This is a genomic window from Leeuwenhoekiella sp. LLG6367-2.1 (assembly GCF_045055775.1).
GTDB classification, from domain to species: domain Bacteria; phylum Bacteroidota; class Bacteroidia; order Flavobacteriales; family Flavobacteriaceae; genus Leeuwenhoekiella; species Leeuwenhoekiella aequorea.
The window spans coordinates 1,074,103-1,101,055 of the sequence record NZ_CP159331.1 but is presented as its reverse complement, the minus strand read 5'-3'; the positions used below and the strand labels follow the sequence as shown (position 1 = coordinate 1,101,055).

Here is a 26,953-nt window from a genome sequence, read left to right as displayed (position 1 = left end):
AAGGTTACAGATAATGCTTTAGCATTAAATCTATAAAATAATTAAGATGACTATTATCTAAAATCGGTTGCTTTTCTGGTTAGCAAAAATACAAAATAACAATCCGCTAAGCAATTCCTTTTTTGGCGTAAAACGCTATTTTTGCACGTTATGCAGCATATCTATTCTTTCTTAATTAGTGTATTTCAGAGGATCCTTCCTTTTATAGGGTTGTTTATTCCGAAGTTAAAAGAATTTTATACGGTTAGAAAAGATGTTTTTGCACAATTGAGCCAGAATATTGATTCAAGTGCAGATTATATATGGGTTCACGCAGCATCTTTAGGGGAGTATGAACAAGTGGTGCCTGTACTAGAAGAGCTTCAAGAAAAATACCCAACTTATAAAATAGTCCTAACGTTTTTTTCACCTTCTGGATATAATATAAAAAAAGATACTCCTTTAGCTGCGTATGTAACTTATTTACCGTTAGATACTAGACGAAATGCTAAGCAGTTTTTGAAAATATTAAAACCGAAACTTGCCATTTTTGTGAAATACGAGTTTTGGCCTAATTTTCTTCAGGAGCTTCATAAACAAGAGATTCATACTGTATTAGTTTCTGGTGTTTTTAGATTAAGTCAACCTTTTTTCAAATCTTATGGAAAGTGGATGCAGAAGTCACTTAATGCTTTTAATTATTTCTTTTTGCAAAATGTGGAGTCACTTGAGAATCTGGGTCAACTAGGTTTTACTACCGCAATTGTAAGTGGAGATACACGATTTGACCGTGTAAGTAGACAGCTTAATTATGATAATAGTTTAAAATTTGTTGAAGATTTTAAACAAGATAAATTAATGTTAGTGTGTGGAAGCACATGGAAAGATGATGAAGATTTATTAATTGACTTTATAAATGAGAAGCACGATATAAAAATCATAATAGCTCCTCATAAGATTAATTCTGAAAAGATTGAAGAGTTAAAAAAACAACTAGATGTGTCTGTAGTTAATTACTCTGAAAAGGAATTGTATGATTTAAAGGATATAGATGTTTTAATTATAGATACTATAGGTTTGCTAAATAAAATTTACAGTTATGCAGATGTTGCATATGTAGGTGGTGCAGTAGGGACAACGGGATTGCATAATGTTCTCGAGCCTGCTACATTTAATTTACCCATAGTTACAGGAACCCATATAGATCATTTTCCTGAGGCTATCGAACTACAACAATTGTCTGGTCTTTCTACGGTCAAAGACAAAACAGATGTACATATTATTTTAAATAAGTTTGTATTTGACTCCCAATTCAGAATTAAAACTGGAGCTATAGCAGGAGAATATGTGTCAAAAAATACAGGTGCGACAGAGACTATTATGAGTTATTTAGATCAAACACTTACTGCTTGATTTAAGTAAGATCTAAAGGGGAGCATTTCTTTATATATTTCAATTACTTTATCTTCAAAATCGGGTGCTGTTACAATTTTCTGGGTGAGATCATGTTGTACAGCAAATGTCTTTTTACGTAAAAGTTTAATATATCTATGCTCCTGACTATATCCCTTTGGTGAAGTCTTTAAACTATCACCATCATCTACTAAGTTGCCAAATATTTTTTTAAAGCTAGGTTTGTTTATGATTTCCAGAAATTCATCTCCATTATAATCTATTGCTTGCCTTATACTTTTTAGGACAGAGGATTTTGGTTTATAGAAACCGCCAGCTATAAAACTTTCGGTAGTGCCTAGATGAATATAAAAATCCCCCTGTTTAGTCTCTTGATCCAATCCTGCACCAAAATGATCTTTGTAAATAGGTTTATTAGGATGATAAAGTAAATTATTATTAATACGATTGATGGCTTGTTTTCCGGTTGTGTGGGTGTAATTGGGATCAACTTCTGCTAATCTGATGTCCATTTTATCGAGCCAACTTATATAAGAATCCCGTACCTCGTAATAATAATTACGATTTGCATCCATCCATTCTTTAGAATTGTTTTTCTGAAGTTCTCTTAAAAATGTATATAGTTTGTTGAAGTTCATTTTTTTGGCAAATATAACAGTGTCAGAAATTTCGCGTTATTATTTATTAACATTTAACTGAAAATTTAGAGATGTTGGCAATCATTTAAGTGAAATAAAAAAGTGACTGTTGTTAAAGAGAGTAGATTTGTTAGTTCAACCAAATGAGTATATTATGAAAAATGTAATCACAATTTTTGCTTTAAGTTTTATAGCTTTTAATTCGGTTTCTTGTAGAGAGGCAGAAGAAAAAGAAACTGTTGTCGTAAAAGAAGTGCAGGTGGAAAATACATCTAGCGATCGCGAAGGCATATTAGAGCGTACAGCAAAAAAAGTAGATAACGAAGTGAATAAAGAGATTGACCAAAAAATAGAAACAATCGGTGACGATAATTAATTTATATACTATGAAAAATTTAGGATTATTATCAATTCTTTTAGTAGCAACACTTTCATTCACTTCTTGTCGTGAGAAGACAGAAAAAGAAAAACTTGTAGAAGAAATGAAAGAAGATGGGGCGGTTATCGAAGAAACTGTCGATGATGATGGTGACTACAAACTGAAAATGGAGTCAGAAACAAAAGAGGTTAAAATAAAAGAAGACGCAGACGGCGACTCAAAGATTAAAGTTGACAACGATAACTAAATCTTAAATGCTTTAAAATAAAAAAGCCACACATAATATGTGTGGCTTTTTTTTATTTTAAAGTGCGCATTTGATTTTTTAAATCTAGCATTCCTTGTTGTAATTCTCTAAGAAGATTACTCTCTGATGGTGCGTCTAAATGAAAAGTAAGCTTACTATTCACCTGCCAGAGTTCTTGTATATCACTTACCTGTACTTCAAAAGGATGATATTCCTGATTAAGTGATATTAATAAAACTTTTGAAGGATCTGGAAGTTTCTGAAGTTTTTTCACAACTACAGCATCAGGCAATACAACAACATATACTTTATTATTTGTTGCTTCACCCATATTTACAGTAGCTTTTCCTAATACCCAATCTTCAGGCATAAAATTAGGCATCATACTATCTCCTTCTATTTGAAAACCTCTATATGTAGCGTTTCGGTATTGCGGAAGTGGTAAGTCAAAAGCGGGCAATTGTTGATACCAATCTACATCTTGAACATTGTGTGGATAACCGGCAGCGGCTTTTTGATTAACCATTACCAGATTTTCATTGTCATTGATATCTACGGTAACTACTTTAGGACTTACATCACCTTTACCAGCGTGAAGCAATTTCTGATTACTATACCCAAAAAGCCAGAGCGGATTGATATTGTATAGTCGTAAAAGCTCGGTTACAATTTGACCAGAAAGTTTGGTGCGTCCTCGCTCTATATCTGCTGTAGAATTTTTAATACCTAACGCCTCCGCAAATTCGGTTTGCGTTAGATTCTGTTCTTCACGTATTTGTTTGAAGCGGCGTACATCGCCTGTTACATCATTGATTCCCATATTGTAAATGTACTATTATTTGGAAAATATCCTAATTAAAGTTCGGAAAAAATCCTTTAAATAGGAAATATTCTTTAAATTCGTAAAAATTCCACGCTATGAATTTTGAAAGAATAAAAGAAAAATTATCCATACTTGCAGATGCGGCAAAGTATGACGTATCGTGCTCCAGTAGTGGTAGCAAACGTACAAACACAAATAAGGGATTAGGTGATAGTTCTGGTATGGGTATTTGCCATAGTTATACCGAAGATGGACGCTGTGTTTCCTTATTAAAAATACTACTTACAAATCATTGTATTTTTGATTGTGCCTACTGTGTAAGTCGCAAAAACAATGATATAAAACGTGCTGCATTTAAAATTCAAGAGGTTGTAGATCTTACCATAAATTTTTATAGGCGCAATTATATTGAAGGGCTGTTTTTAAGCAGTGGTATATTTCACAATCCAGATTATACCATGGAGCGATTGGTTTCCGTGGCAAAAAAACTGCGTTTAGAAGAAAATTTCAATGGCTATATTCATCTAAAATCTATACCGGGATGTAGCGATGAATTAATGCGCGAAGCCGGCTTATATGCAGACCGGCTTTCTATAAATATTGAAATTCCTACAGTTTCAGGTCTCAAATTACTTGCTCCAGAAAAAGATCACAAGGATTTTATTAAACCTATGGAAAAGGTAAAAAATGAAATAATTCAGTACAAAGCAGAGAAAAAGATTATAAAAAATACTCCGGTATATGCTCCTGCAGGACAAAGCACTCAAATGATTGTAGGTGCAACGGGGGAAAGTGACAAAGATATTATGTATTCTGCTGTGCATTATTACAGCACTTATAATATGAAGCGGGTATACTATTCTGGATACGTACCGGTTTTAGAAGATAATAGATTACCTGCTCTAGGGACTGAGGTGCCTATGCTACGCGAAAACAGATTGTATCAAACAGACTGGTTATTGCGCTTTTATGGATTTGATGTACGTGAATTATTAAATCAAAATCATCCTAATCTTGATATTGATATTGATCCTAAATTGAGTTGGGCTTTACGTAATATGCATATGTTTCCGGTAGATGTAAATACAGCAGATAAACAACTTTTAGCGCGTATTCCTGGTTTAGGCATGAAGTCTGTGCATAAAATTATAAATGCCAGAAAATACAGACGTCTTAATTGGGAGAATTTAAAAGCTATAGGTATAGCGATGAGTAGAGCTAAATATTTTATGGTTTGTAATTCTTCAAATTTTGAGAGTAGAGATTTAGAACCCGAGCGTATTAAGAGTATGATTTTACAATCTTCGCAAAGTAAATATCAGAAATTCTATAATCAGCAATTGTCTTTATTCAATTAAATGAAAAAGCAGACATTAATATATGATGGGAGTTTTGAAGGCCTGCTAACTGCTATTTTTCAGGTTTATGAAGAGCGATTAAATGAAGTAATTATAGTTGACGAGGTTCACTACGAGCCCGATTTTTTTTCTGAAGCAGTTACTGTATATACAGATGAAGGTAAGGCAAATAGAGTATGGGACAGACTTAAGGACTATAAAAATCTTAGTCAGTTAATTTATTGGTCATTTCTAAGCGAGATTGATGAGCGTGAGCGATATATACTTGAAGCATTACAATATGTTTTAAAAACTCAAAATGAAAATGATTATGGACACCCTGCTGTGTTAATGCTTTCGCAACTTACCAAAAAAGTAGGAAGAGAAAAGCACAGAATGGAAGCTTTCGTGCGTTTTAAAAGAACTAAAGAGGATTTGTATGTTTCTATTATAAGTCCAGATTTTAATGTCCTTCCTTTAATAGCCAAACACTTTAAAAATAGATATGCAGATCAGCAATTTGTAATATATGATACCAAGAGAGGGTATGGTATTTTTTACAATTTAGATTCAATAGCATTTATTGAGTTAGACTTTAATTCAAAGCAAGATTTAGAAAATGCAATGCACGAAGAAGAAACTAATTACGGTTTATTGTGGCAGAACTATTTTAGCAGTACAAATATTAAAAGCAGAGTTAATATGCGACTTCATAAACAACACGTACCTAAGCGCTATTGGAAATACTTAAATGAGAAAAATCCGCTTTAAAACGAATTTGATTACTTTAGTATAGATTATTACTAAATTAAATACACTATGAAACGAATATTATCAAACTTGTTGTTTGTCACTTTATTAAGTACAACCTATTCTTGCAGAGAAACTACTCAAGAAAAAACTGAAGACGCTCTAGAGTCAATAGGAGAAGATATTGAAAACGGTGCAGAAAATGCCGGGGATGCTATACAGGAAGGAGCAGACGAATTAAATGATGAGATCCAAGGAAATGATGATGTAATGGATGATGATGCTTAATTATATCTTAATTCAAAATCTGATTTTCTAAAATATTTCTTTAACCACTAACGTAAACGTTGTCGCTTTGAAAAGTTGAGAATTTGCTGCAATTATGTTAATTGAATTGTTGTATTCCTTGCGATATTTTTATCAAAACTATAATTCGATAAAAAATTTAATATTTTTTATGATATTGTGATTTTAAATTATATACTTTTGCGAGCAATTAACGCTAATTAAAATATTACCAATTATGAAAAAATTAATTTTTAGTGCTTTCGCACTTTTACTAATGGTTTCTGTTTCTGCTTGTCGCGAAACTACTGAAGAGAAAACTGAAGATGCAATGGAAAACGCTGCTGATGACATGGGTGATTCTATGGATGATGCTGGTGACGCTATAGAAGACGCTGCTGAAGATACAGGTGATGCTATCGAAGACGGAGCTCAAGAAGTAGAAGACGAAGTTGAAGGAAACGACGACATGTAATATCTTCTCAAGATAAGAAAAAGCCCCTTTTAGGGGCTTTTTTTATGTCTAATATTTTAGTTTCTTAAACCGCAGCACTACTCGTAACTGCATCACGGCTTACTTTCTTTACTAATCCTTGTAAAACTTTACCGGGACCCACTTCAATAAACTCGGTAGCTCCATCTGCTAGCATATTTTGAACACTTTGCGTCCATTTAACGGGAGCTGTAAGTTGAAAGAGTAAATTTTTCTTTATTTCAGCTGGGTCAGACACCGCTGTAGTACTTACATTTTGATAAATAGGGCAAGAAGGAGTATTGAATGTTGTATTCTCAATAGCGGTAGCAAGTTCTTCTCGTGCAGGCTCCATTAGCGGAGAGTGAAAAGCACCTCCTACCGGTAAGATTAGGGCACGTTTTGCACCTCTTTCCTTAAGGCGTTCACAAGCTTCTTCAACGGCACTTAATTCACCAGATATAATCAATTGACCTGGACAGTTATAATTGGCAGCAACAACAACTCCATCAACATCAGCACAAACTGCTTCAACAAGTTCATCTTCAAGACCTAAAATAGCAGCCATTGTAGAAGGAGTACTTTCACAGGCTTTTTGCATTGCTTGTGCACGTTTAGAAACAAGTTGAAGTGCATCTTCAAAACTTAAAACTTCGTTGGCAACTAATGCCGAAATTTCTCCAAGTGAGTGACCAGCTACCATTTCTGGCTTGGCACTTTCTCCTAAAGATTTAAACAATGCTACTGAATGAATAAAAATAGCTGGCTGGGTAACATTTGTCTGCTTTAACTCTTCTGCAGAGCCTTCAAACATAATTTTAGTAATGTCAAAACCTAGAATTTCATTAGCTCTATTAAATAAAGAGCGTGCAAGTTCTGAATTGTCATAAACATCTTTGCCCATTCCTGTAAATTGAGCCCCTTGTCCAGGGAATATATAAGCTTTCATAATTATATTTTTCAAAAAATTAGAATTGTAAAAATAAGTAATGACCAAGTACGAATATAATTTTAATACTACGATTCTACTCGGACTCACAACTATTGTGATAACCAATAAAAAAGGAGCTATTGAAGCTCCTTTTGTTATTATAAATTTAGAGATCCCGTTTCTCCTACATCCACTTTATCTCCTGTAACTGCTGCATATCCCATTTTGAGTAAGGATACAAATTTGTTGTTTTTAGTATCCCAATATTGAGCTTGAGATGGAGTAAATTTTATGGCAGTGAGATTAGGATCTTCAACGCCATCAAACCATGAATCATCTGTAGTTGAATACAGTTCTTCCAAAATTACCTTATCGCGAGTTACAAAAGCTTTTCCAAATACACTTAGAAATTGCATATCTGATGGCTTAGCGTACAGTAATTGCATATCTGCATCTTTAGCAATATTTGCATTGTGATCACTATCTGCTCCACTTAGAAACCAAATATTACCTACCTCATCTACTTTTTTTGTAGACATAGGTATTGCGTCAAGTGGTTTATTTGAAAGATTAGTAACCATCATAGCAAAGTCTATAGAGGTTGCTAAATCCTTTAGTTTATTAATTGCATCGGTGTTTGATAAATTTTCAGTACTCATAACTTTATTTTTTTATTAAAGTTAAGATTGTGAACCTTATCATATTGATAACAATATGCCAATAATTCTGTGTAATACGATAAAGTTTGTTAACCGAATTCAGTTATTTATAATCGGAAGAATAGTACGCTAATGGGTCTTTCTCTCGTAAGTTAAATACGAGAAAGAGTACTTATGCCGCTCGTCTTTATCGTGAAACTGAGTATTTACAAGGGACCAGTTTTCAGGATTAAGTTCAGGGAAAAAAGCATCTGCTTCAAAAGTATGATGAACTCGTGTTAATTCTATATGAGTAGCGTAGGGCAAACCAAGTTTGTAAATTTCACCGCCACCTATAATAAATAGATTGTCATCATTTTTAGCATAATCTAAAGCAGCCTCTATACTGTTTACCACTATAATATCTGCTCCGGCTTCATAATTTTCTTCTCTTGTGATAACAATATGAGTCCTGTTTGGTAATGGTTTGGGAAAGGTCTCAAAAGTTTTTCTACCCATTATAATGTGATGATGGGAAGTTAATTGCTTAAATCTCTTAAAGTCATCAGGAAGATGCCATACAAGATCATTGTCTTTACCTAATGCATTATTTTCTGCAGCAGCAGCAATCATTGTAATCATAGAGCTACGAGTTTAACGGAGTGTTAGGTCTTGTATAGGTTGTATTAGGTTCTATAATGGGGTGTTCTTGATCAACTTTAGATTGAAGTTGGGCAATTTTTGTTTTTTGCTTAGCGACAAGTTTGTCAAGTTGGTCATTTTCCCATTTTTTATTCATAAAGGATTTAAAAAGAAATACATTCAAAAAATGTATTAGAAAAAAGAAGAACCAAATCAATGTTCCCCATACAAACCAATCTATCTCAAGAGGTCTAAAATCTGCTCCAAAATCTAAAATTAAATTTAGGATGATTAAGAGTATTGCCCCAGCAAGAAAAATAACAAAATGTTTGAAAAGATTTTTTTTCTCTTTTACACGTAGTTGAGCGTATTCTATAAGCTCACGTTGATCACGATCAATTTTAGTAATTTCCTGCTTTTTTGAGAACATAAGATGAGGTAAATTGTTTACAAATCAAATTTACAAGATTTAATTGCAGATCTCACCTATGAAAAACTTAAAAAAAGAGTTTCCGGTTACTACAAATTACATTCATTTAAATACGGCAGCATCTGGTTTGCTATCAGAAACTTTGCTTGACTTTAGACAAAATCATGATCTTGATTACTTAGTAATGGGAAGCTTGCTGAAAAATGATCAAGATAAATTTTTAGATGGCGTACGTAAGAATGTAGGGAGCTATTTTAATTGTGACGCCTCTCAGGTAGGATTAGTCCCCAACTTTTCTTTAGGTTTTAATGCGGTGTTAGAAGCGCTTCCAAAAAATTCTAAAATTGCGCTGTTAAAAGAAGATTATCCATCAATTAACTGGCCGGTGCTATCACGAGGTTTCAAAACCTGCTATGCGATTATTGATGAAAATTTAGAAAATAATATACTTGAATGTGTGACAAAGGAAAAACCAGATTTTCTATGTCTTAGTCTCGTTCAATACATTAGTGGTATTCAAGTTAATTTTGGTTTTTTAAAAGAATTAAAACAAGCATATCCTAATCTTATAATTATTGCAGATGGTACACAGTACTGTGGTGTCGAGAGCTTTAATTTCAACGAAAGCGGTATCGATATTTTAGGAGCCAGTGCTTATAAATGGATGAATGCGGGGTATGGTAATGGCTTCTTTCTAATAAAAAATGAGGTAGCTTCCAATTTAAAATTAAAAACGACTGGTTTCAACTCTGTAAGGGGTGCATTTAAAGAAGAAGATGACTCGTTTATTGGCGGTCTCGAACCGGGTCATCTTGATACTCTTGCTCAAGGGAGTTTGCAGGCTTCTATTAAATTAATCAAACGTATAGGGCAAGATCAAATTACAAATCAAATTGATCTTCTTAAACAAAAGGCAATGGAAGTGTTTTCTGAAAAAAAACTATTGGACCCAATAATTTCTAAAAGAGGGCAACATTCTTCAATCTTTAACATTAAAGGAGATCAGAAACTCTTTAATAAGCTTATTGAGAATAACATAATCTGTTCACAACGAGGAACGGGTATTCGGGTTAGCTTCCATTATTTTAATTCAGAAGACGATTTAACGAAGCTTTCACGGTTAATTTAGCACGCAAGACTTATTTTTAATAATTATATTTATATAAAATAATAGTATATTCTCTTTAGATAACGTTTGCGGATTAAGTAATTAAAAAACAACACTTTAATTGTGTCTATTATTCGGAAAAATAAGTCTAAAAGTCTGATTCTTGGAAAATTATCAGTTATCATTTATAAATTTGGAGAAACTTAAAACTAATAGTTATGTCGATTACAAAACAATTCTTAAAATCAAAACCAGAATGTAAGGTAACATTTGTGGTAGAGAATGTAGATGCTAAGACAGTTGCTGTGGCAGGAGATTTCAATAATTGGGAAAAGGCTGAACTTAAAAAATTAAAAAACGGTTCTTTTAAGGGATCATTAAATATACCTGTAGATGCTTCTTATGAGTTCAAGTATGCTGTAGACCAAAATTGGATGACAGAGCCTGAAGCTGATGGTGCACGATGGAATGATTTTGCTGGTGCAGAGAACAGTGTTTTATCTTTATAGATTTTTTAAATGTTAGTGTTTACCTAAGGGTGAACACTAACATCTTTCCAGAAAGCTATGTGATTGGCTATATTTTTTGCTTTCATATTTGGTTTAGGATAATACCAGGCGGCGTCCTTGAGAATTTCCCCTTCAATTTTTATCGAGTAGTAGCTTGCAATGCCTTTCCAAGGGCAGATGGTATGCGTCTCTGAGTTTATTAAAAACTCTTTATTAACATCGTTAACAGGAAAGTAATGATTACCCTCTACGAGAATTGTCTCAGTACTTTCTGCTAGAACTACGTCTTTCCATGTTGCTTTCATTACGCTCTTGTTTTTAATTATTTTATTCGGAATATGTAATCGGTAAAATAATTTTTTGGATCAGAATATTGCTTTTCTACTACGAGTCCGGCCTCTTGCGCCAGCCAGTTTACAATCACATCATCATACTTTTGGGAAATTTCTGTGTGTATACTTTCCCAGGCTGAAAAATGAATATCAAGATCTAGATTTTGCAGGGTTACAGTTTGATCTTCGGTACTTACTAAAAAACTTTTTGTGGTTCCGTTTTCAGGATCATATACGGGCCAGTGATTAAATTTTTGCAAGTCAAAATTTGCGTTCATTTCTTCATTAATTCGAGAAAGAAGATTTTTATTAAATTCCTCAGTAACCCCTTGAGAATCATTGTAAGCATTTAAAATCACCTGAGGATCTTTTTTCTGATCAAAACCCATAAACAAAAGATCTTCCGGTTGCATAGACTTTCTAATCGTAGTCAAAAATTCGACGGCATATTTGTGTGGTAAATTGCCAATGTTTGAGCCAAGTACAACGATGACCATTTTACGGTCTTTTTGTTGTTCACTTAATTTCTTTAAAATATTAAAGTAAGTTCCCTGCTCGGTCTCAATATTTATTGAAGGCCATCTGTTTAAAACATCTTCTTCTAATTCATCAAGAACATTTTGACTAATGTCAATAGGCTTATAAGTAAAATCTCTCTTGGTCTCAATTAATTCTTGTAATAAAATTTTAGTTTTTTTACCATCTCCTGCACCTAATTCAACAAGATCAAAGCCTGCATCTCCAGAAAATAGGTTAGATATATCGGCTTTATTTTCTTCGATAATTGTGCGTTCACATTCAGTTAAATAATACTCAGGGAGAGCCATTATTTTTTGAAAGAGTTTATCACCCTTTTTGTCATAAAAATACTTTGAGGATAAATATTTAGGGAATGCTGTTAATCCTTCGTACACTTCTTCTTCAAAAGTGTTTTTAAACTTTGTCTCTTGGTTTGATTTCATCTTTTTATAGAATTAACGAGCAAGTCGCAGGCCGGTAAATTGCCATCTTAATTGAGGGTGAAAAAAGTTACGATAAGTAGGTCTAGTATGGTTATTTGATGTGGCTACAGAGCCGCCTCTCAATGTTTTCTGGCTAACCATAAATTTGCCATTATATTCTCCTAATGCTCCTGGAGCTTTAGTATAGTTAGGGTAGGGTAGGTAGGCACTTTCTGTCCATTCCCAGCGCTCTCCCCAGTCAAATTGCGATTGTGCAACTTCCCATTCAAATTCTGTAGGTAGTCGCAATCCTTTCCATTGCGCATATGCAAAAGCTTCATAATAAGAAATATGAGTAACGGGAGCCTCGAGATTTAATTTCTGCAAGCCATTCAATCCGTAGTATTCATAATGATTATCATTCTTGTGCCAATATAAAGGAGCTTTTATAGCGTTATCATTAATCCAAGCCCATCCTTCACTATGCCATAACAGAACGCTTTCATATCCTCCAGCTTCTATGAATTGTATATATTCTGAATTAGTAACTAATCTACTGCTAATTTCAAAAGAATTAAGATATACCTTATGCACACCTAATTCGTTATCATAGCTAAAGCCATCACCCTTGTGACCTATTTCATAAATACCCTCAGGTATAGAAAGCCATTCGGCAGGATTGGGATTCAGCTTAAATTCTTGAAATTCACTTGAATATGTTGGGAGTAATGGATTATTCCCTAGAATGTATTTAATGTCTGTGAGTAGTAGCTCTTGATGCTGTTTTTCATGGTGAATTCCTATCTCAATAAGTTGAGCAAGTTCATCGGTGTCATTTTCCTCAAGTAATGTTCTTAAAGCATAGGTAACATATTTGCGATATGCATAAACCTGATCAACCGTTGGGCGGGATAAATTGCCACGATCTGTGCGCACCACTCGAGCTCCCATACTCTCATAATAGCTATTAAATACAAAAGCAAAATGATCGTCATAGACCTGATAATCATCTTTAAATTTTTTCAGAATAAAATCTTCAAAGAACCAGGTGGTGTGTCCTAAATGCCATTTAGGTGGAGAAACATCTTCAATAGGCTGCACAACATAATCTTCAATTTGTAAAGGTTTGCAAATTGTTTCTGTATGCTCACGTGTTTCTAGTAAAAAGTCTAAAAGCGCAATAGAACTGGTAATCATAGCAATGAGGGATAACTTTTGGTTATTCTCAAAGTTACAATAATATTGTCTTGCTGTTTTTTAGACTTGCGTTAACAGGGCGTTAAAACGTAAAGGGCATAGAATATTTAATGGCTCGAGGACTTCCTCCAGCTTGACCTGGTGTCATTTGAGGAATAGCTAAGATATTGCGTTTAGCTTCTTCCTGTAACATTTTTGTTCCGCCTTTTACTCCAAGTATTTGAGGTTTGCCTTCTTCATTTATTACAAAATCCACAATTACTTTCTCCTTTACGCTTCCTTTCTTATAACCTTCTGGAAATTGAAAATTACTAATCACATGATTAACTAACTCTTTCTTGAAACAAGCTTTTTTCTCAATTGCGTTCCCAGTACAACCTGGCCAAATTGGAGGTATTTCTGTGATAGAGATCGAATTACCCGACACGGTAATTCCCTCCTGAGCATATGAAATTGAACAAATAGTGAGGAATAGCGTAAAAAAAATAGCTTTCATAATTATTAGTTATATGTTTAAATGGCAACCGCTCCTTTTATGTGAGGATGTGGATCATAATTTTCGAGTGTGAAGTCTTCAAACTTGAAATCAAAGATATCCTTGATAGTAGGATTAAGCTTTATTGTCGGTAAGGTGCGTATTTCTCGGCTCAATTGCAAGTTTAGTTGCTCAATATGATTATTGTAGATGTGCGCGTCACCAAAAGTATGAACAAAATCACCCGGTGCGTAATCACAAACCTGAGCAATCATCATTGTAAATAATGCGTAAGATGCTATATTAAAAGGAACCCCAAGAAATACATCTGCACTGCGTTGATATAACTGGCAGGATAGTCGTGGTCGCTTATCCTCGCTATTGGGGTCTGCTGGTGCAACATAAAACTGAAAAAAGGCGTGACAGGGAGGCAATGCTGCTTTCCCAGCTGCTACGTTTTCTGAAAATGACTTTGAAGTATCTGGAAGAACACTAGGATTCCAGGCGCTTACAAGCATACGTCTGCTGTTAGGATTTGTTTTAAGCGTCTCAATTACTTCTTTAATTTGATCGATCTCTTCGCTAGCCCAATTACGCCATTGATGACCATAGACAGGTCCTAAATCGCCGTTTTCATCTGCCCACTCATTCCAGATGCGTACCCCATTTTCTTGAAGATAACCCACGTTAGTCTCTCCTTTTAAGAACCATAGTAGTTCATATATGATAGATTTGAGGTGTAATTTCTTGGTTGTAACCATTGGAAATCCTTCACTTAAATCAAATCTCATTTGATAACCAAATACGCTCAAAGTACCTGTACCAGTACGATCACCTTTTTGGATGCCATTTTCAAGAATGTGTTTTGCAAGCGCATGATACTGCTTCATGGGGTCTAAATTTTATCGGTTTTCAAAAATAGGAATAGCAAATTTGAAAAATCGCTAATAAGTTAAAATTTTCTAAAATTTTATTAAGTAAAATAAGTACTTTTGAGCTTGATAACTTATTCGTATCATATGACTATTAATAATACAAAGACGTACTCATTTGCACAGGTTACTTTTTATGACACTTTTGTGCATTGTCTTTTTAATGAAGATCTCGAACTAGTTTCTAAAGAAAAGGCTTTAGAGATCGTAAATGCAGTTAATAAGTTTTATGGAAATCAGAAGTATGTTCTGATATCTGAACGCGGATTAAATACACAATTTGATTCTGAAATTATGGAATCTCTAGATCTTCATAAAATGAAAGGTCTGGCTATTGTTTCTCCTAACGGTGATGAGAGAAGACAGCAGCTCATTAAAGAGCAGAGTTATTTTGAAGGGTCGTTCGCATTCTTTGAAACTTTTGAAGCGGCTAAAGAATGGGCATTAACCTTTTAATTATCCAATAAGCATTCCGGCTAACGTAGCAGATAATAATGATGCTATCGTTCCACCTATAACCGCTTTTAGACCAAATTCTGAAAGCGTTTTGCGTTGTCCCGGTGCTAAAGATCCTATTCCTCCAATCTGTATACCTATTGATGCGAAATTTGCAAAACCGCATAACATATAAGTTGCCATTATAACAGACTTTTGATAGGTAAAGCTAATATCGTTTATAGGATTTTTAAGATCTGCTAATTGTATATATCCTACAAATTCACTGGCAGCAAGCTTAATTCCTAGAAGTTGCCCCATAAGCATAACATCTTCTGTTGCAACACCTATGAGCCACATTAAAGGAGCAAAAATAGTTCCTAAAATCGCTTCGATAGAGAAGCTCTCGTAAGGAGTATAAGCTGCTAAGAAGCTATTAAGAGTGGTTACTTCTCCTATTTTGTTGAAACCGTAATTTATCATTGCAATAAAAGCAACAAATACAAGTAACATCGCACCTACGTTAGCAGCAAGCTTGAGTCCTTCTGTTGTTCCTGTTGCAATGGCGTCCAGTATATTTGAACCTATTTTATCTGAAGATACTTCTACTCGCGCATCAATAGGTTGTTGCTGCGGGTAAAGCAATTTTGAAATAACAATAGCGCCTGGTGCTGCCATAACAGAAGCAGCTAATAAATGACGTGCAAATTCTAAACGGGCAACTGGGTCATCTCCTCCAAGAAATCCTATATATGCAGCTAGAACACCTCCGGCAACAGTGGCCATACCGCCTATCATAACTAAAAGTATTTCAGAACGAGTCATTCGCTCTAAATAGGCCTTAATCATTAATGGAGCTTCAGTTTGACCTAGAAAAATATTACCTGCAACCGATAAACTTTCAGCTCCAGAAATATTCATCAGCTTTGTAAGAACCCAAGCCATTCCTTTTACAACTATTTGTATAACACCTAAATAGAATAATACAGATGTAAGGGCTGAAAAGAAGATGATTGTGGGAAGAACTTGAAATATAAATATGAATCCATAGCTTTCGGTATCCATCATTCCGCCTAATAGAAATTCACTTCCAGCAGCAGTAAACTCTAAGATTTTGACAAAGATTTTACCTACGAACTCAAAAAGATTTTGAACAAATGCAACTTTCAATACACCGTACGCGAGTAAAAGTTGAGCGGTAAGTCCTACTCCAATGGTTTTCCAGTTTATAGCTTTTCTATTAGAGCTTAGCAGGTAAGAAATTAATAATAAAGAAACCATTCCTAAAACACCTCGCCACAAACTATCAAATGAAAATCCTGAATTGGGTATAAGGGTTTTTGCTTCAGCAACGGGTAAAATTTCTTCAACTGTCTGGCCAACCGCGCCATAAATAGAAATCAAAGAAATAAAGAGGTAAGAAAGTAATTTTCGCATCTATAGTTAATTGCGTTTAGAAATCTCGTCACGTATTTTTGCTGCTGCTTCATAGTCTTCTGCAGCTACTGCTTCATCAAGTGACGTGTTAAGTTCACTTAGTGACATTTTTTTATAATCGTTACTTTCTACAGGATCATCCTCAATAATAAGTTGATCTACCAGAACATCATCCTCAAATCCGTCTTGCTCAGACTCTGAACCTTTGAGGAAAATACCGGCTTTGTCTAAAATATTTTTATAAGTAAATATGGGCGCATTAAATCGCAATGCTAATGAAATGGCATCGCTGGTTCTTGCATCTATAATTTCTTCAATAGTATCACGCTCACAAATAATGCTACTGTAAAACACACCATCCACAAGCTTGTGAATAATTACTTGCTTCACGTTTATTTCAAATCGATCTGCGAAGTTTTTAAATAAATCATGGGTGAGTGGGCGTGGAGGCAAAATTTCTTTTTCAAGTGCAATTGCAATTGATTGTGCTTCAAAAGCACCTATAACTATGGGTAGTTTCCGGTCGCCGTCAACTTCACTTAGAATTAAAGCGTACGCGCCATTCTGTGTCTGGCTGTACGATATTCCCTTAATATTTAAACGCACTAAACTCATAAGTTGCAAAAATATAAAAAGGCTGTTTAAAAGAGGACAAGTATCCAAATTTAAACAGCCCTTTGAATTGCCGAAAGTACTAAATTATGAGTTATTAGCTTTAAACTCTTTTAGTTTTTCGTTAAGTCGGGGTACAATATCAAATGCATCACCTACAATACCGTAGTCTGCTGCCTTAAAAAACGGCGCTTCGGGATCAGAATTGATAACCACTTTTACTTTAGAAGAGTTAATTCCTGCCAGATGTTGAATAGCTCCAGAAATTCCAATAGCTATATATAAATTAGACGCAACAGGCTTGCCGGTTTGTCCTACGTGCTCGCTATGTGGTCTCCATCCCATATCAGAAACCGGCTTAGAACAAGCTGTCGCTGCTCCTAATATATCTGCCATTTCTTCAACCATAGACCAGTTTTCTGGACCTTTTAATCCGCGGCCACCACTCACAACAATTTCTGCATCTGCAATGGTAACCTTATCTTTTGCTTTGTCTACCGATTTAACTTCAACATCAAATTGTGCATCTTCTAAACTAGGTTCAAAAGATTCTTCTGAAGCATCTTTCTGCGATTCTTTGATTCCGAAGCTATTTTTTGAAAGACCTACAATTTTAATGTCGGTAGTAATTTCGGTATGATTGAAAGCTTTATTTGTAAACGCAGTACGTTTAACAGTAAATGGTGATGCGCTTTCAGGAAGAGCAACAACATTAGAAGCATATCCTGCATTTAAATCTATAGCAAGCAATGGTGCAAGATATTTTGCATTGGCACTGCTGCTTATTACAATTACCTTAGAACTTTCCTGGTTAGCTGCTTGTGCAATTGCTTTGGCGTAGGCATTTGCATTAAAAGCGTTTAATTTATCATTTTTGATATGCAATACTTTGTCTGCGCCATAGGCACCTAATTCTGAAGTATTATCTGCGTTAACAGCAATTGCTGTAACTGTAGTATTCATCATATCTGCTATGCCTCGCGCATAACTCACAACCTCATAGGAGGTTTTCTTAAACTTTCCTTCTTCTGCTTCTGTATATACTAAAACTGACATATTTTTAATTTTTTCTTTCCGGTTAATGAAAAGTAGTTTTTAATTCTTCTCGATTTTTAAATAGCTTTTGCTTCGTTATGAAGGAGATCTATAAGCTCATCTAAATTGTCTGGAGAAATTAATTTTACAGCACCTTTGGGAGCCGGCTTTTCAAATGAAACCGCTTTAGTTTCTGTAGAAGCTCCTTGTGGTTCTTTTACATCTAGAGGTTTCTTACGAGCCATCATAATTCCGCGCATATTTGGAATACGCAGATCACTTTCTTCTACAAGACCTTTTTGACCACCTATTACCAGAGGAAGCTTTGCGGTTACAGTTTCTTTACCACCATCAATTTCTCGTATGGCAGTTGCAGAGTCGCCTTCTATTTCAAGATTAATACAAGTATTTATAAAACTTGCACCTATTAAACTGGCAAGCATTCCTGGTACCATACCTCCATTGTAATCTATAGATTCACGACCGGCAATTATTAAATCGTAATTACCTTCTTTAGCAATTACACTTAGTTCTTTTGCCACTTGAAAACCATCTAGTGCTTCTGTATTTAAACGTATAGCAGAATCTGCGCCTATTGCTAGGGCTTTACGAAGTGTAGGTTCTGTTTCTGCGCCCCCTACATTTACAATATCTACGGTAGCATTTTGTTTTTCTTTAAACCACATTGCTCGGGTTAGCCCAAATTCATCATTAGGATTTATTACAAATTGAACACCGTTAGTGTCAAATTGCGTGTCATTGTCTGTAAAGTTGATCTTGGAAGTCGTATCAGGTACGTGGCTGATGCACACTAATATTTTCATATATAATTTCTTTTTAGAGTAACTATTTCGTTTGCGATACGAAAATAAGCATTAATATTTGAAATTTACTATGCGCGCATAACAAATTTTAGTTAAATCAAATTCTTTTAGGTTGATTTAATTGCTATTTTTGCTACCCCTTCAAATTTGGGGAATTTACTTGATTTAACTGTATTATTACATCCACTTTAATATATGAAAACAATACAATTTAGGGAAGCCATTTGCGAGGCCATGAGTGAAGAGATGCGTCGGGATGACACCATTTACCTTATGGGTGAAGAAGTAGCAGAATATAATGGTGCATATAAAGCATCTAAAGGTATGCTAGACGAGTTTGGTCCAGACCGCGTGATTGATACTCCTATCTCTGAGCTTGGTTTTGCCGGTATTGCCATAGGTAGTGCTATGAACGGTAACCGTCCTATTGTAGAATATATGACATTTAATTTCTCACTAGTTGGAATTGATCAGATTATAAACAATGCGGCAAAAATACGCCAGATGTCTGGAGGTCAATTTAATTGTCCTATCGTTTTTAGAGGTCCTACTGCTTCAGCAGGGCAATTAGGAGCAACACACTCACAAGCATTTGAAAGTTGGTTTGCAAATACTCCGGGACTTAAGGTTATTGTGCCTTCAAACCCAGCAGATGCAAAAGGTCTACTTAAAGCGGCTATACGTGATGATGATCCAGTTATTTTTATGGAGAGTGAGCAGATGTATGGTGATAAAGGAGAAGTTCCGGAAGGTGATTACCTTATTCCTATAGGTGTTGCAGATATCAAAAGAGCAGGTAAAGATGTTACTATAGTATCTTTTGGTAAAATTATTAAAGAGGCTTATACTGCCGCAGACGAATTAGAAAAAGAAGGAATATCTTGTGAAATTATCGATTTACGTACGGTAAGACCTTTAGATATTAATACTGTTCTTGAATCTGTGAAAAAAACAAATAGATTAGTAATTCTTGAAGAAGCTTGGCCTTTTGGTAATGTTTCTACAGAAATCACATATCAAGTACAAGAGCAAGCCTTTGATTATCTGGATGCTCCTATTGTAAAAATAAACACGGCAGATACTCCTGCGCCTTACTCACCGGGACTTTTAAAAGAATGGATTCCTAATAGTAATGACGTTGTTAAAGCTGTGAAAAAAGTACTTTACAGATAGACTGTTACAATTATCTTTGAAGCTTCATTAATCTCTGATTAATGAAGCTTTTTTTGTTAATAAAAGTTCCGTTTTGCGACAAATAGAACTTGTGCGGTAAAATTGCCGTATATATAGTACTAATTAGCCCTGTAAAAAGTGCTAGACGCTCCCCAAGAGAGACCTACTTATACCATTTATGAAGAGAATTTTAATCTTATTATTACTTGTCCTTCTTCCTGTACTAGCTATAGGTCAGACTAAGGCAGGAGGGATAGTTTATGATGATGCCGGTAGCCCTATACCTTTTGCAAATGTTGTGTTTGCAGGTTCTACAGAAGGAACAATTACTAATGAGGATGGACGTTTTTATATACAGTCAGATGCTACCTATACAGGTTTAAAGGTGTCTTTTGTAGGTTTTCAGTCTAAAGAAGTAGCGTTGCCGCAAAAGGTTAATTATGATTTAAAAATCACTCTTGGTGAAGAAACCGAAAGTCTTAGTGAGGTTGTAATTTATACAGGTAAACAATCTAAAAAGAACAACCCGGCAATAGATATATTGAGAAAGATCTGGGAAAACAAACGATCTAATGGCTTGAGCAATGTCAAGCAATACCAGTATGATAAATATGAGAAGGTAGAATTTGATCTTAACACTATTGATAGTGCATTGATAAATAGCAAAATCTTTAATAAGATGGAGTTTATTTTTGATCAGATGGACACTTCTAGAATTACCGGAAAGACCTATTTGCCCATTTTTATAAATGAACGTAGCAGTAAAGTTTACGGAGATAATATTCTGGGGAAAGAAAAAGAGGAATTAGAAGGCAATAGAAATAGTGGCTTTAGTACAAATCAAACTTTAATAGCTTTTATTCAAGAGCTCTATAATGAGTTTAATATATATGACAACTACCTTAAGTTTTTTGATAAGAGTTTTGTGAGTCCGTTGTCAACAACAGGTATCGACACCTATAACTATGTACTTGCAGATAGTACATTTATAAAAGACAAGTGGTGCTATAATATTATATATTATCCACGACGCTCTAACGAACTCACATTTAAAGGAGATTTTTGGGTAAATGATACAACCTGGGCAATTAAAGAAATAAATCTGCAGGTTAATAAAAGTGCCAATATCAATTGGGTTAAAGAGATCTACATTGAGCAGGAGTACGATGTGCTTAATGACTCGGTATTCTTAATAACGCGTGATTATTTTCTTTCAGATTTCTCTCTTCGGAAAAAAGAAGGAAGTCGTGGAATCTATGGAAAGCGCACTACACTTTATGACAACTATACATTTGATAAGAAACTAGATGAAAAAGTTTATGATGAGCGCGTTTCTAAATATGAAGAGGATGTATATACTAAAGGAGATGATTTTTGGGAAGAAAAACGTCTCGAACCTTTAAGCAAAGATGAAAAAGGGGTGTACGTAATGCTCGATTCGCTTAAGAAAGTTCCTAAATTTCAGCGTTTATATGATGCGGGAGCCGTTCTGGTAAGTGGATATTATGAATGGGATAAAGCAAATTTGGATATAGGTCCTGTATTTTCTGCTCTTGGCTTTAATGATGTCGAAGGATTACGAGTGCGCTTAGGTGCAAGAACTTATTTTGACCAAAACGATCCTTGGAGGCTAGAAGGTTTTGGCGCATATGGTTTTAAAGATGATAAATTTAAATTCGGTATTTCGGGTAAAATCCTGCTTGACAATAAAGCAAGACTTATAGTTTCTGGGGGATATAGACAAGATATTGAGCAAATAGCCGCAAGTCTAACAACTTCAACAGATGTATTAGGGAGAAATCTAGCTTCATCATCTTTAGTTACTGTAGGAAACAACGACCAACTTACGAGTCTCAAACTTGCCAACTTTGCAATTGAGGCAGAATTTTTAAAGAATTTGATTATACGTTCTGATATGTCATACAGAACATTAAAATCTGCATCACCAACATTTAACCTAGATTATTTTACAGACTTGTCACAAACAGAAATTGCCTCTGAAGTAAAGCAAACAGAATTTGTACTGAGTGCAATATTTGAACCGGGTAAACGTACCTCAGGATACGGGGTTGAGCGCACCACCAGTAATGAATGGTTTCCAACCCTATTTTTAGGTTATACTAAAGGAGTTGAAGGTCTCCTTGATAGTGATTTTGATTACGAGAAGCTTCAGTTCTCGTATCGTCAACCGTGGAGAATGGGTGGCTTAGGTACGTTTAGTTCTACAATCGAGGCCGGTAAAACCTTTGGTGAAGTGCCATTAGGCTTGTTGAGTGTTATTCCTGGTAATCAAAATCTATTTTCAATATACGGGACATTTCCGCAGTTAAATTATTATGAATTTGTAACAGATACGTATGCTACGCTTCACCTGGAACATAACTTTGGAGGAAGATTATTTGGTAAAATTCCACTACTTAAGAAATTAAACCTACGCGAGATAATTGGTTTTAGAGGTGCTTGGGGAGAAATTTCAAATGAAAACCAACTTATCAATGCTTCTAATATAAGATATATCGCGCCAGACTCTAAACCGTACTATGAATATAGCTTTGGAGTGGGTAATATTTTAAAAATACTTCGAATTGATTTTAATTTTAGAGGAAACTATTTAGATGTACCAGACGCACGTAAATTTGGAGTAACTGGAGCGCTGGAGTTTTCGTTCTAAAATCAAGCAATGTGATAGTGAGAGTATTAGTTTGATGTAAAAAGTAGTTTGCTGGTTAACTAGATGTTACTTTTAGAAGATTTGTTTGTCGTAGCTTCTCATTTGGTCTATTTTTGCAGCCTATTTTACGTAAAAAAACAATAGAAAAAATATATAATAGCATGACAACAGAGCAAATTTCAGCATTTGACGTTCTTATCGAAATACCGAAGGGTAGTCGTAATAAGTATGAGTATGATTTTAAGTTGAAAAAAATACGATATGACCGTATGATTTTTTCTTCAATGATGTACCCTGCAGATTACGGATTTATCCCACAAACATTAGCGCTAGATGGTGATCCTTTAGATGTTCTAGTTTTAGTTACAGAGCCTACTTTTCCAGGCTGTGTAATGGAAGTTAAGCCTATTGGTGTATTTCATATGACCGATGAAAAAGGTCCAGATGAAAAAATTATTTGTGTACCGGTAAGTGATCCTATCGCAAGTAGTACTAAAGATCTTAGTGAGTTAAACCCACACTTAATCAAAGAAATCGAGCATTTCTTTCAAGTTTATAAAGATCTTGAAAAGAAAAAAGTGGATGTAGGTGGTTTTGGAGATGTACACGAGGCAAAAGAAATTATCATTCAGTGTATAGATCGTTATAAGAATAGCGATATTCCTAAAGAAGATGTGAGTATAGATTAAGTTCGCAAGAATTTAATGACTTATATGAAAGACCGCTAATAAGCGGTCTTTTTTTATTGTATATTCTCTGTAAATATTCAATTTAATTATGTTAATCGCAATTTTACTACTTTAGCATTATTGTAGTAATAATTTAAAAGCTCATTTATGGAATCTAACATTATCTACGTGCCAATCGTTTTGGCGATCATTGGACTGCTTTTTATGTTTATCAAAATGGCTTGGGTCAGGAGACAACCCAGCGGAAATGAAAAAATGCAGGATATTTCAAAAAGCATCAAAGAAGGAGCTCTTGCATTCTTAGCTGCCGAATATAGGCTGTTACTCATCTTTGTTATTATTGCCTCCGGATTGTTGTTTGTGGTGTCGTATATGGTAGATACAACAAGCTGGATGATTGTTCCAGCCTTTATTATTGGTGCTTTTTTTTCTGCTCTAGCAGGAAATATAGGAATGCGCATTGCTACTGATGCAAATGCACGTACAGCAGAGGCTGCAAAATCAAGTTTGCCTCAAGCTCTGAAAGTAAGTTTTGGAGGAGGTACGGTTATGGGACTTGGAGTTGCAGGATTAGCCGTTTTAGGATTGAGTCTAATTTTTCTTTTTTTAATGGGAAGCTTTTTAACTGAAGGCGGCGATTTTTATAAAGAAATGACAGTAGTATTAGAAACGTTGGCGGGGTTCTCTTTAGGTGCAGAGTCGATAGCGCTTTTTGCTCGCGTAGGAGGAGGTATTTATACAAAAGCCGCAGATGTGGGAGCAGATCTGGTGGGTAAAGTAGAAGCCGGAATTCCTGAAGATGATCCTCGTAATCCCGCGACAATTGCAGATAATGTGGGTGATAACGTAGGTGATGTTGCCGGTATGGGTGCAGATCTTTTTGGTAGTTATGTAGCAACAGTGTTAGCAGCTATGGTTTTGGGTAACTATCTAGTGCGAGATATGTCTAGAGATAGTCAATTTACAGATGCTTTTAATAATATGGGGCCCGTTTTATTACCTATTGTTATTGCAGGAGTAGGAATTCTAGCTTCAATCATCGGGACATTTTTAGTGGGTATTAAAAATAATAATGCCAAAGAAAGCCAAGTTCAACGGGCCTTAGATGCCGGTAACTGGGTAGCTATACTATTAACCTTGGTTGCTAGTTATTTTCTTATTGACTGGATGTTACCACAATCTATGTCGATGCAATTTTTTGGAGAAGGGTATAAAGATATTCCTTCTTTAAATGTATTCTGGTCAGCTTGCATTGGTCTTGCGGTAGGTGCTCTAATTTCTATTGTTACGGCGCATTACACAAGTTTAGGGAAGGGGCCAGTTATGAGTATTGTAAAAAATTCTTCTACTGGAGCGGCAACAAATATTATTGCTGGTTTAGCTGTGGGTATGAAATCTACTTTTCTTTCTGTATTGCTATTTGCGGCTGCTATTTATGGGTCATATGAGTTGGCAGGATTTTACGGAGTAGCTTTAGCGGCTTCAGCAATGATGGCAACTACCGCAATGCAATTAGCTATAGACGCCTTCGGACCTATCGCAGATAATGCCGGCGGAGTTGCAGAGATGAGTAATCTCGATGATCATGTGCGTGAACGTACCGATATTTTAGATTCTGTAGGTAATACCACTGCAGCAGTAGGTAAAGGTTTTGCTATTGCTTCTGCAGCGCTTACAGCACTCGCACTTTTTGCTGCGTACGTTACATTTACGGGGATTGATGGTATTAATATATTTAAAGCTGATGTATTAGCCGCTCTGTTTGTAGGCGGAATGATTCCTGTTGTTTTTTCGGCATTAGCAATGCAATCTGTTGGTAAAGCTGCGATGCAAATGGTGCAGGAGGTACGCAGACAGTTTAGGGAAATTCCGGGAATACTAGAAGGTACAGGAAAACCTGAATATGGAAAGTGTGTTGAGATTTCTACTAAAGCTGCCTTAAGAGAGATGATTCTACCGGGATTAATAACAATAATTACTCCCATTTTGATGGGACTTTTATTTGGAGCTGAACCACTGGGAGGTTATATGGCGGGTGTTTGTGTCTCCGGAGTCATGTGGGCGATCTTTCAGAATAATGCTGGAGGTGCCTGGGATAATGCAAAAAAATCATTTGAAGCAGGTGTAGAAATCGAAGGTAAAATGTCTTACAAAGGTAGCGATGCACATAAAGCAGCAGTTACTGGTGACACGGTTGGTGATCCATTTAAGGATACATCAGGCCCTTCAATGAATATACTTATTAAACTTACCTGCCTAGTAGGGTTAGTTATTGCTCCATTATTAGCTACCGAAAATGATGAGGTTTTGGTTGATTCAAATCCTATTAATATTGAAGTAGATGTAGCTCGAACCAATAGCGATTTAGTACGAACTGAAAAGTCTGGAATAGCAGATGAACATATTTTAAATGCAAAACCCTAACAGCCACTTGAAATGTAGCAGAAGGAGATCTGAAAATAACGTATTTGTATCTATTAAAAATGAAGTTAAAAAACCGAGAATTCAAATAAAAGAATAACGTATCCTTAAGACAACTTTACCATTAAAATCCCGGCTAGCATGTCGGGATTTTATAATTTAAAGTTATGTTTAAAGATGTTTTACAGAGATTGAATCTTCACGAAAAAGACCCCTTGCAAATACATGGGTATCAAAGTTATGGTACCCATGAGCATATTTATTTGTTAGGTAGGGCGCTTGAAGATGAAGGTGTTAATTTAGAAAAAACCGGTTTTGTAAATGCATTTAAAAATGCCTACAGACAGTTTAGAAGCGATGAGCTCTCACACGCTAAGATCAAAGTTAAATTGCCAGATAATCGCGTTTTGTATGCTGTAACAGATGAAGAGGGCTATTTTAAGGTTGATGAAAAATTAGCAAATCTAAAGGATCTTACTAATGAGGAGGGTTGGCTACAATTGGAATTGGCTTATGACGATGAAAATCAAAAGCGATTAGTAACCAATGACAATAGGTTTGCTGCTCAAATGCTTATCCCGTCTGATAAAGCTGAATACGGTGTTATTAGTGATATCGATGATACTATGTTGAAGACAGGTGTAACATCACTTTTAAAATGGCGGGTAATTTTAAATACATTATTTAAAGGTGTGGGTAAACGTACGCCTTTTACAGGTGCTGCAGATTTCTATAAAAAATTACATTTGGGTAAATCTGGGAATGCATCAAACCCTATGTTTTATGTGAGCAATAGTCCGTGGAATTTATACTACTATCTGGAAGCATTTATCAAGAATAATAGTTTCCCAAAAGGCGCCATCCTATTGCGTGATTTTAGGACTCCTTTTGATCGAACGCCAAAACCTGAAAAACCACATAAACAACATGAAATCCGGAATATTTTAAAGACGTATCCAGATTTACAATTTGTTCTTATAGGAGATAGTGGTGAGCACGATGCTGATATTTATATAGAAATAGCCGAAGAATATCCAGAACGTATTAAAGCGATTTATTTGCGAAGTGTAACTCACGAAAAACGTGCTTTTAGAGTACGTGGCCTACTGGAAAAATTTGAAGTAACCCCAGCTCTACTCGTAAAAGATAGCACCGCTGCCGAAGATCATGCCAGAGAGCAAGGTTTAATTATCTAATT

30 protein-coding genes are annotated in these 26,953 nt (G+C 35.2%); 15 read left to right on the top strand and 15 right to left on the bottom strand.

Annotated features, from left to right (window positions below; translation table 11 throughout):
- The first annotated feature begins 150 nt into the window (after positions 1-150).
- Positions 151-1,392 carry a 3-deoxy-D-manno-octulosonic acid transferase gene (locus ABVM53_RS05055; protein ID WP_405330174.1) on the top strand — a complete coding sequence of 414 codons (1,242 nt, stop codon included), beginning with the start codon at positions 151-153 and terminating at the stop codon, positions 1,390-1,392.
- Here the strand turns inward: ABVM53_RS05055 and ABVM53_RS05050 are convergent.
- Positions 1,374-2,030, bottom strand: a complete 657-nt coding sequence (locus tag ABVM53_RS05050; protein ID WP_405330171.1) for a DUF2461 domain-containing protein — start codon at positions 2,028-2,030, stop codon at positions 1,374-1,376. The genes ABVM53_RS05055 and ABVM53_RS05050 overlap by 19 nt on opposite strands.
- 154 nt (positions 2,031-2,184) lie before the next feature.
- On the opposite strand from ABVM53_RS05050, the gene ABVM53_RS05045 reads away from it, so the two are divergent.
- Positions 2,185-2,406 carry a hypothetical protein gene (locus tag ABVM53_RS05045; RefSeq protein WP_371457730.1) on the top strand — a complete coding sequence of 74 codons (222 nt, stop codon included), beginning with the start codon at positions 2,185-2,187 and terminating at the stop codon, positions 2,404-2,406.
- 10 nt (positions 2,407-2,416) lie between these two features.
- Positions 2,417-2,656: a hypothetical protein gene (locus tag ABVM53_RS05040; protein WP_405330168.1), complete on the top strand. Its 240-nt coding sequence runs from the start codon at positions 2,417-2,419 to the stop codon at positions 2,654-2,656.
- A 52-nt stretch (positions 2,657-2,708) separates the two neighbouring features.
- On the opposite strand, the gene ABVM53_RS05035 is transcribed toward ABVM53_RS05040, so the two are convergent.
- Positions 2,709-3,476, bottom strand: coding sequence for a S24 family peptidase (locus ABVM53_RS05035; RefSeq protein WP_405330165.1), 768 nt, complete (start codon positions 3,474-3,476; stop codon positions 2,709-2,711).
- Between the two features lie 98 nt (positions 3,477-3,574).
- Between ABVM53_RS05035 and ABVM53_RS05030 the strand changes: the two genes are divergently transcribed.
- From ABVM53_RS05030 to ABVM53_RS05015, 4 genes are all read left to right on the top strand, one after another.
- Complete coding sequence (locus tag ABVM53_RS05030; protein WP_405330162.1) at positions 3,575-4,837, top strand: putative DNA modification/repair radical SAM protein; 1,263 nt, start codon at positions 3,575-3,577, stop codon at positions 4,835-4,837.
- Positions 4,838-5,587, top strand: a complete 750-nt coding sequence (locus tag ABVM53_RS05025; protein WP_405330159.1) for a TIGR03915 family putative DNA repair protein — start codon at positions 4,838-4,840, stop codon at positions 5,585-5,587. It begins immediately after the preceding gene.
- A 48-nt stretch (positions 5,588-5,635) separates the two neighbouring features.
- On the top strand, positions 5,636-5,854 hold the full coding sequence (locus ABVM53_RS05020) for a hypothetical protein (protein WP_405330157.1): 219 nt from the start codon (positions 5,636-5,638) through the stop codon (positions 5,852-5,854).
- 235 nt (positions 5,855-6,089) lie between these two features.
- Complete coding sequence (locus ABVM53_RS05015; protein WP_128758128.1) at positions 6,090-6,326, top strand: hypothetical protein; 237 nt, start codon at positions 6,090-6,092, stop codon at positions 6,324-6,326.
- A gap of 64 nt (positions 6,327-6,390) precedes the next feature.
- Here the strand turns inward: ABVM53_RS05015 and fabD are convergent, their stop codons facing one another.
- The 4 genes from fabD to ABVM53_RS04995 form a co-directional block, all read right to left on the bottom strand.
- Complete coding sequence (gene fabD / locus ABVM53_RS05010; RefSeq protein WP_371457724.1) at positions 6,391-7,272, bottom strand: ACP S-malonyltransferase; 882 nt, start codon at positions 7,270-7,272, stop codon at positions 6,391-6,393.
- Positions 7,273-7,412: 140 nt separating this feature from the next.
- Positions 7,413-7,913: a pyridoxamine 5'-phosphate oxidase family protein gene (locus ABVM53_RS05005; RefSeq protein ID WP_405330153.1), complete on the bottom strand. Its 501-nt coding sequence runs from the start codon at positions 7,911-7,913 to the stop codon at positions 7,413-7,415.
- Between the two features lie 129 nt (positions 7,914-8,042).
- Positions 8,043-8,534: a dihydrofolate reductase gene (locus ABVM53_RS05000; RefSeq protein ID WP_405330150.1), complete on the bottom strand. Its 492-nt coding sequence runs from the start codon at positions 8,532-8,534 to the stop codon at positions 8,043-8,045.
- 4 nt (positions 8,535-8,538) lie between these two features.
- The gene (locus ABVM53_RS04995) at positions 8,539-8,964 is read right to left on the bottom strand and encodes a 2TM domain-containing protein (protein WP_405330148.1); all 426 of its coding nucleotides are present in this window, start codon (positions 8,962-8,964) and stop codon (positions 8,539-8,541) included.
- Between the two features lie 58 nt (positions 8,965-9,022).
- Between ABVM53_RS04995 and ABVM53_RS04990 the strand changes: the two genes are divergently transcribed.
- Together ABVM53_RS04990 and ABVM53_RS04985 are read left to right on the top strand one after the other, a co-directional pair.
- Positions 9,023-10,093, top strand: coding sequence for an aminotransferase class V-fold PLP-dependent enzyme (locus ABVM53_RS04990; RefSeq protein WP_405330145.1), 1,071 nt, complete (start codon positions 9,023-9,025; stop codon positions 10,091-10,093).
- A gap of 197 nt (positions 10,094-10,290) precedes the next feature.
- Complete coding sequence (locus tag ABVM53_RS04985; protein ID WP_405330143.1) at positions 10,291-10,581, top strand: isoamylase early set domain-containing protein; 291 nt, start codon at positions 10,291-10,293, stop codon at positions 10,579-10,581.
- 23 nt (positions 10,582-10,604) lie between these two features.
- Here ABVM53_RS04985 and ABVM53_RS04980 read toward each other — a convergent pair whose 3' ends face one another.
- The 5 genes from ABVM53_RS04980 to ABVM53_RS04960 form a co-directional block, all read right to left on the bottom strand.
- Positions 10,605-10,886 (bottom strand): DUF427 domain-containing protein, encoded by a 282-nt coding sequence (locus ABVM53_RS04980; protein ID WP_405330141.1) that lies wholly within the window; start codon positions 10,884-10,886, stop codon positions 10,605-10,607.
- A 17-nt stretch (positions 10,887-10,903) separates the two neighbouring features.
- Positions 10,904-11,875 carry an L-histidine N(alpha)-methyltransferase gene (locus ABVM53_RS04975; protein WP_405330138.1) on the bottom strand — a complete coding sequence of 324 codons (972 nt, stop codon included), beginning with the start codon at positions 11,873-11,875 and terminating at the stop codon, positions 10,904-10,906.
- 12 nt (positions 11,876-11,887) lie between these two features.
- Entirely contained in the window at positions 11,888-13,051 is a 1,164-nt protein-coding gene (gene egtB / locus ABVM53_RS04970; RefSeq protein WP_405330135.1) for an ergothioneine biosynthesis protein EgtB, read from the bottom strand.
- Between the two features lie 82 nt (positions 13,052-13,133).
- Entirely contained in the window at positions 13,134-13,547 is a 414-nt protein-coding gene (locus ABVM53_RS04965; RefSeq protein WP_128758138.1) for an energy transducer TonB, read from the bottom strand.
- 17 nt (positions 13,548-13,564) lie between these two features.
- Positions 13,565-14,416 (bottom strand): thymidylate synthase, encoded by an 852-nt coding sequence (locus tag ABVM53_RS04960; protein WP_405330132.1) that lies wholly within the window; start codon positions 14,414-14,416, stop codon positions 13,565-13,567.
- 102 nt (positions 14,417-14,518) lie between these two features.
- On the opposite strand from ABVM53_RS04960, the gene ABVM53_RS04955 reads away from it, so the two are divergent.
- Positions 14,519-14,914, top strand: a complete 396-nt coding sequence (locus ABVM53_RS04955; protein ID WP_405330129.1) for a hypothetical protein — start codon at positions 14,519-14,521, stop codon at positions 14,912-14,914.
- Here ABVM53_RS04955 and ABVM53_RS04950 read toward each other — a convergent pair whose 3' ends face one another.
- From ABVM53_RS04950 to ABVM53_RS04935, 4 genes are all read right to left on the bottom strand, one after another.
- A complete protein-coding gene (locus ABVM53_RS04950; RefSeq protein ID WP_371457714.1) occupies positions 14,915-16,330 on the bottom strand; it encodes a NupC/NupG family nucleoside CNT transporter in 1,416 nt (471 codons plus the stop codon).
- A gap of 6 nt (positions 16,331-16,336) precedes the next feature.
- Entirely contained in the window at positions 16,337-16,945 is a 609-nt protein-coding gene (locus ABVM53_RS04945; protein ID WP_405330126.1) for a bifunctional nuclease domain-containing protein, read from the bottom strand.
- Between the two features lie 84 nt (positions 16,946-17,029).
- Positions 17,030-17,998, bottom strand: a complete 969-nt coding sequence (locus tag ABVM53_RS04940; RefSeq protein ID WP_371457712.1) for an electron transfer flavoprotein subunit alpha/FixB family protein — start codon at positions 17,996-17,998, stop codon at positions 17,030-17,032.
- A gap of 56 nt (positions 17,999-18,054) precedes the next feature.
- The gene (locus tag ABVM53_RS04935) at positions 18,055-18,801 is read right to left on the bottom strand and encodes an electron transfer flavoprotein subunit beta/FixA family protein (RefSeq protein ID WP_405330123.1); all 747 of its coding nucleotides are present in this window, start codon (positions 18,799-18,801) and stop codon (positions 18,055-18,057) included.
- A gap of 195 nt (positions 18,802-18,996) precedes the next feature.
- Between ABVM53_RS04935 and ABVM53_RS04930 the strand changes: the two genes are divergently transcribed.
- The 5 genes from ABVM53_RS04930 to ABVM53_RS04910 all read left to right on the top strand — a co-directional run bounded on the left by ABVM53_RS04930 (position 18,997) and on the right by ABVM53_RS04910 (position 26,951).
- A complete protein-coding gene (locus ABVM53_RS04930; protein ID WP_128758145.1) occupies positions 18,997-19,974 on the top strand; it encodes a pyruvate dehydrogenase complex E1 component subunit beta in 978 nt (325 codons plus the stop codon).
- Positions 19,975-20,152: 178 nt separating this feature from the next.
- The gene (locus ABVM53_RS04925) at positions 20,153-22,645 is read left to right on the top strand and encodes a DUF5686 family protein (protein ID WP_405330120.1); all 2,493 of its coding nucleotides are present in this window, start codon (positions 20,153-20,155) and stop codon (positions 22,643-22,645) included.
- A 161-nt stretch (positions 22,646-22,806) separates the two neighbouring features.
- The gene (locus ABVM53_RS04920) at positions 22,807-23,334 is read left to right on the top strand and encodes an inorganic diphosphatase (RefSeq protein ID WP_371457710.1); all 528 of its coding nucleotides are present in this window, start codon (positions 22,807-22,809) and stop codon (positions 23,332-23,334) included.
- A 147-nt stretch (positions 23,335-23,481) separates the two neighbouring features.
- The gene (locus tag ABVM53_RS04915; protein WP_405330116.1) at positions 23,482-25,758 is read left to right on the top strand and encodes a sodium-translocating pyrophosphatase; all 2,277 of its coding nucleotides are present in this window, start codon (positions 23,482-23,484) and stop codon (positions 25,756-25,758) included.
- 164 nt (positions 25,759-25,922) lie between these two features.
- Entirely contained in the window at positions 25,923-26,951 is a 1,029-nt protein-coding gene (locus tag ABVM53_RS04910; RefSeq protein WP_405330113.1) for an App1 family protein, read from the top strand.
- Positions 26,952-26,953: the final 2 nt, after the last annotated feature.

Bases quoted from the DNA above. Each gene is read 5' to 3' on its own strand.
- ABVM53_RS05000 (WP_405330150.1), bottom strand. From the start codon at position 8,534: ATGATTACAATGATTGCTGCTGCTGCAGAAAATAATGCATTAGGTAAA.
- ABVM53_RS04995 (WP_405330148.1), bottom strand. From the start codon at position 8,964: ATGTTCTCAAAAAAGCAGGAAATTACTAAAATTGATCGTGATCAACGT.
- ABVM53_RS04915 (WP_405330116.1), top strand. From the start codon at position 23,482: ATGGAATCTAACATTATCTACGTGCCAATCGTTTTGGCGATCATTGGA.
- egtB (WP_405330135.1), bottom strand. From the start codon at position 13,051: ATGATTACCAGTTCTATTGCGCTTTTAGACTTTTTACTAGAAACACGT.
- ABVM53_RS04965 (WP_128758138.1), bottom strand. From the start codon at position 13,547: ATGAAAGCTATTTTTTTTACGCTATTCCTCACTATTTGTTCAATTTCA.
- ABVM53_RS04985 (WP_405330143.1), top strand. From the start codon at position 10,291: ATGTCGATTACAAAACAATTCTTAAAATCAAAACCAGAATGTAAGGTA.
- ABVM53_RS04925 (WP_405330120.1), top strand. From the start codon at position 20,153: ATGAAGAGAATTTTAATCTTATTATTACTTGTCCTTCTTCCTGTACTA.
- ABVM53_RS04920 (WP_371457710.1), top strand. From the start codon at position 22,807: ATGACAACAGAGCAAATTTCAGCATTTGACGTTCTTATCGAAATACCG.
- ABVM53_RS04945 (WP_405330126.1), bottom strand. From the start codon at position 16,945: ATGAGTTTAGTGCGTTTAAATATTAAGGGAATATCGTACAGCCAGACA.
- ABVM53_RS05050 (WP_405330171.1), bottom strand. From the start codon at position 2,030: ATGAACTTCAACAAACTATATACATTTTTAAGAGAACTTCAGAAAAAC.
- ABVM53_RS04975 (WP_405330138.1), bottom strand. From the start codon at position 11,875: ATGAAATCAAACCAAGAGACAAAGTTTAAAAACACTTTTGAAGAAGAA.
- ABVM53_RS05025 (WP_405330159.1), top strand. From the start codon at position 4,838: ATGAAAAAGCAGACATTAATATATGATGGGAGTTTTGAAGGCCTGCTA.
- ABVM53_RS05055 (WP_405330174.1), top strand. From the start codon at position 151: ATGCAGCATATCTATTCTTTCTTAATTAGTGTATTTCAGAGGATCCTT.
- ABVM53_RS05020 (WP_405330157.1), top strand. From the start codon at position 5,636: ATGAAACGAATATTATCAAACTTGTTGTTTGTCACTTTATTAAGTACA.
- ABVM53_RS04980 (WP_405330141.1), bottom strand. From the start codon at position 10,886: ATGAAAGCAACATGGAAAGACGTAGTTCTAGCAGAAAGTACTGAGACA.
- ABVM53_RS04940 (WP_371457712.1), bottom strand. From the start codon at position 17,998: ATGTCAGTTTTAGTATATACAGAAGCAGAAGAAGGAAAGTTTAAGAAA.
- ABVM53_RS04935 (WP_405330123.1), bottom strand. From the start codon at position 18,801: ATGAAAATATTAGTGTGCATCAGCCACGTACCTGATACGACTTCCAAG.
- ABVM53_RS05035 (WP_405330165.1), bottom strand. From the start codon at position 3,476: ATGGGAATCAATGATGTAACAGGCGATGTACGCCGCTTCAAACAAATA.
- ABVM53_RS04990 (WP_405330145.1), top strand. From the start codon at position 9,023: ATGAAAAACTTAAAAAAAGAGTTTCCGGTTACTACAAATTACATTCAT.
- ABVM53_RS05005 (WP_405330153.1), bottom strand. From the start codon at position 7,913: ATGAGTACTGAAAATTTATCAAACACCGATGCAATTAATAAACTAAAG.
- ABVM53_RS04960 (WP_405330132.1), bottom strand. From the start codon at position 14,416: ATGAAGCAGTATCATGCGCTTGCAAAACACATTCTTGAAAATGGCATC.
- ABVM53_RS05045 (WP_371457730.1), top strand. From the start codon at position 2,185: ATGAAAAATGTAATCACAATTTTTGCTTTAAGTTTTATAGCTTTTAAT.
- ABVM53_RS05040 (WP_405330168.1), top strand. From the start codon at position 2,417: ATGAAAAATTTAGGATTATTATCAATTCTTTTAGTAGCAACACTTTCA.
- ABVM53_RS04910 (WP_405330113.1), top strand. From the start codon at position 25,923: ATGTTTAAAGATGTTTTACAGAGATTGAATCTTCACGAAAAAGACCCC.
- ABVM53_RS05015 (WP_128758128.1), top strand. From the start codon at position 6,090: ATGAAAAAATTAATTTTTAGTGCTTTCGCACTTTTACTAATGGTTTCT.
- ABVM53_RS04930 (WP_128758145.1), top strand. From the start codon at position 18,997: ATGAAAACAATACAATTTAGGGAAGCCATTTGCGAGGCCATGAGTGAA.
- fabD (WP_371457724.1), bottom strand. From the start codon at position 7,272: ATGAAAGCTTATATATTCCCTGGACAAGGGGCTCAATTTACAGGAATG.
- ABVM53_RS04950 (WP_371457714.1), bottom strand. From the start codon at position 16,330: ATGCGAAAATTACTTTCTTACCTCTTTATTTCTTTGATTTCTATTTAT.
- ABVM53_RS05030 (WP_405330162.1), top strand. From the start codon at position 3,575: ATGAATTTTGAAAGAATAAAAGAAAAATTATCCATACTTGCAGATGCG.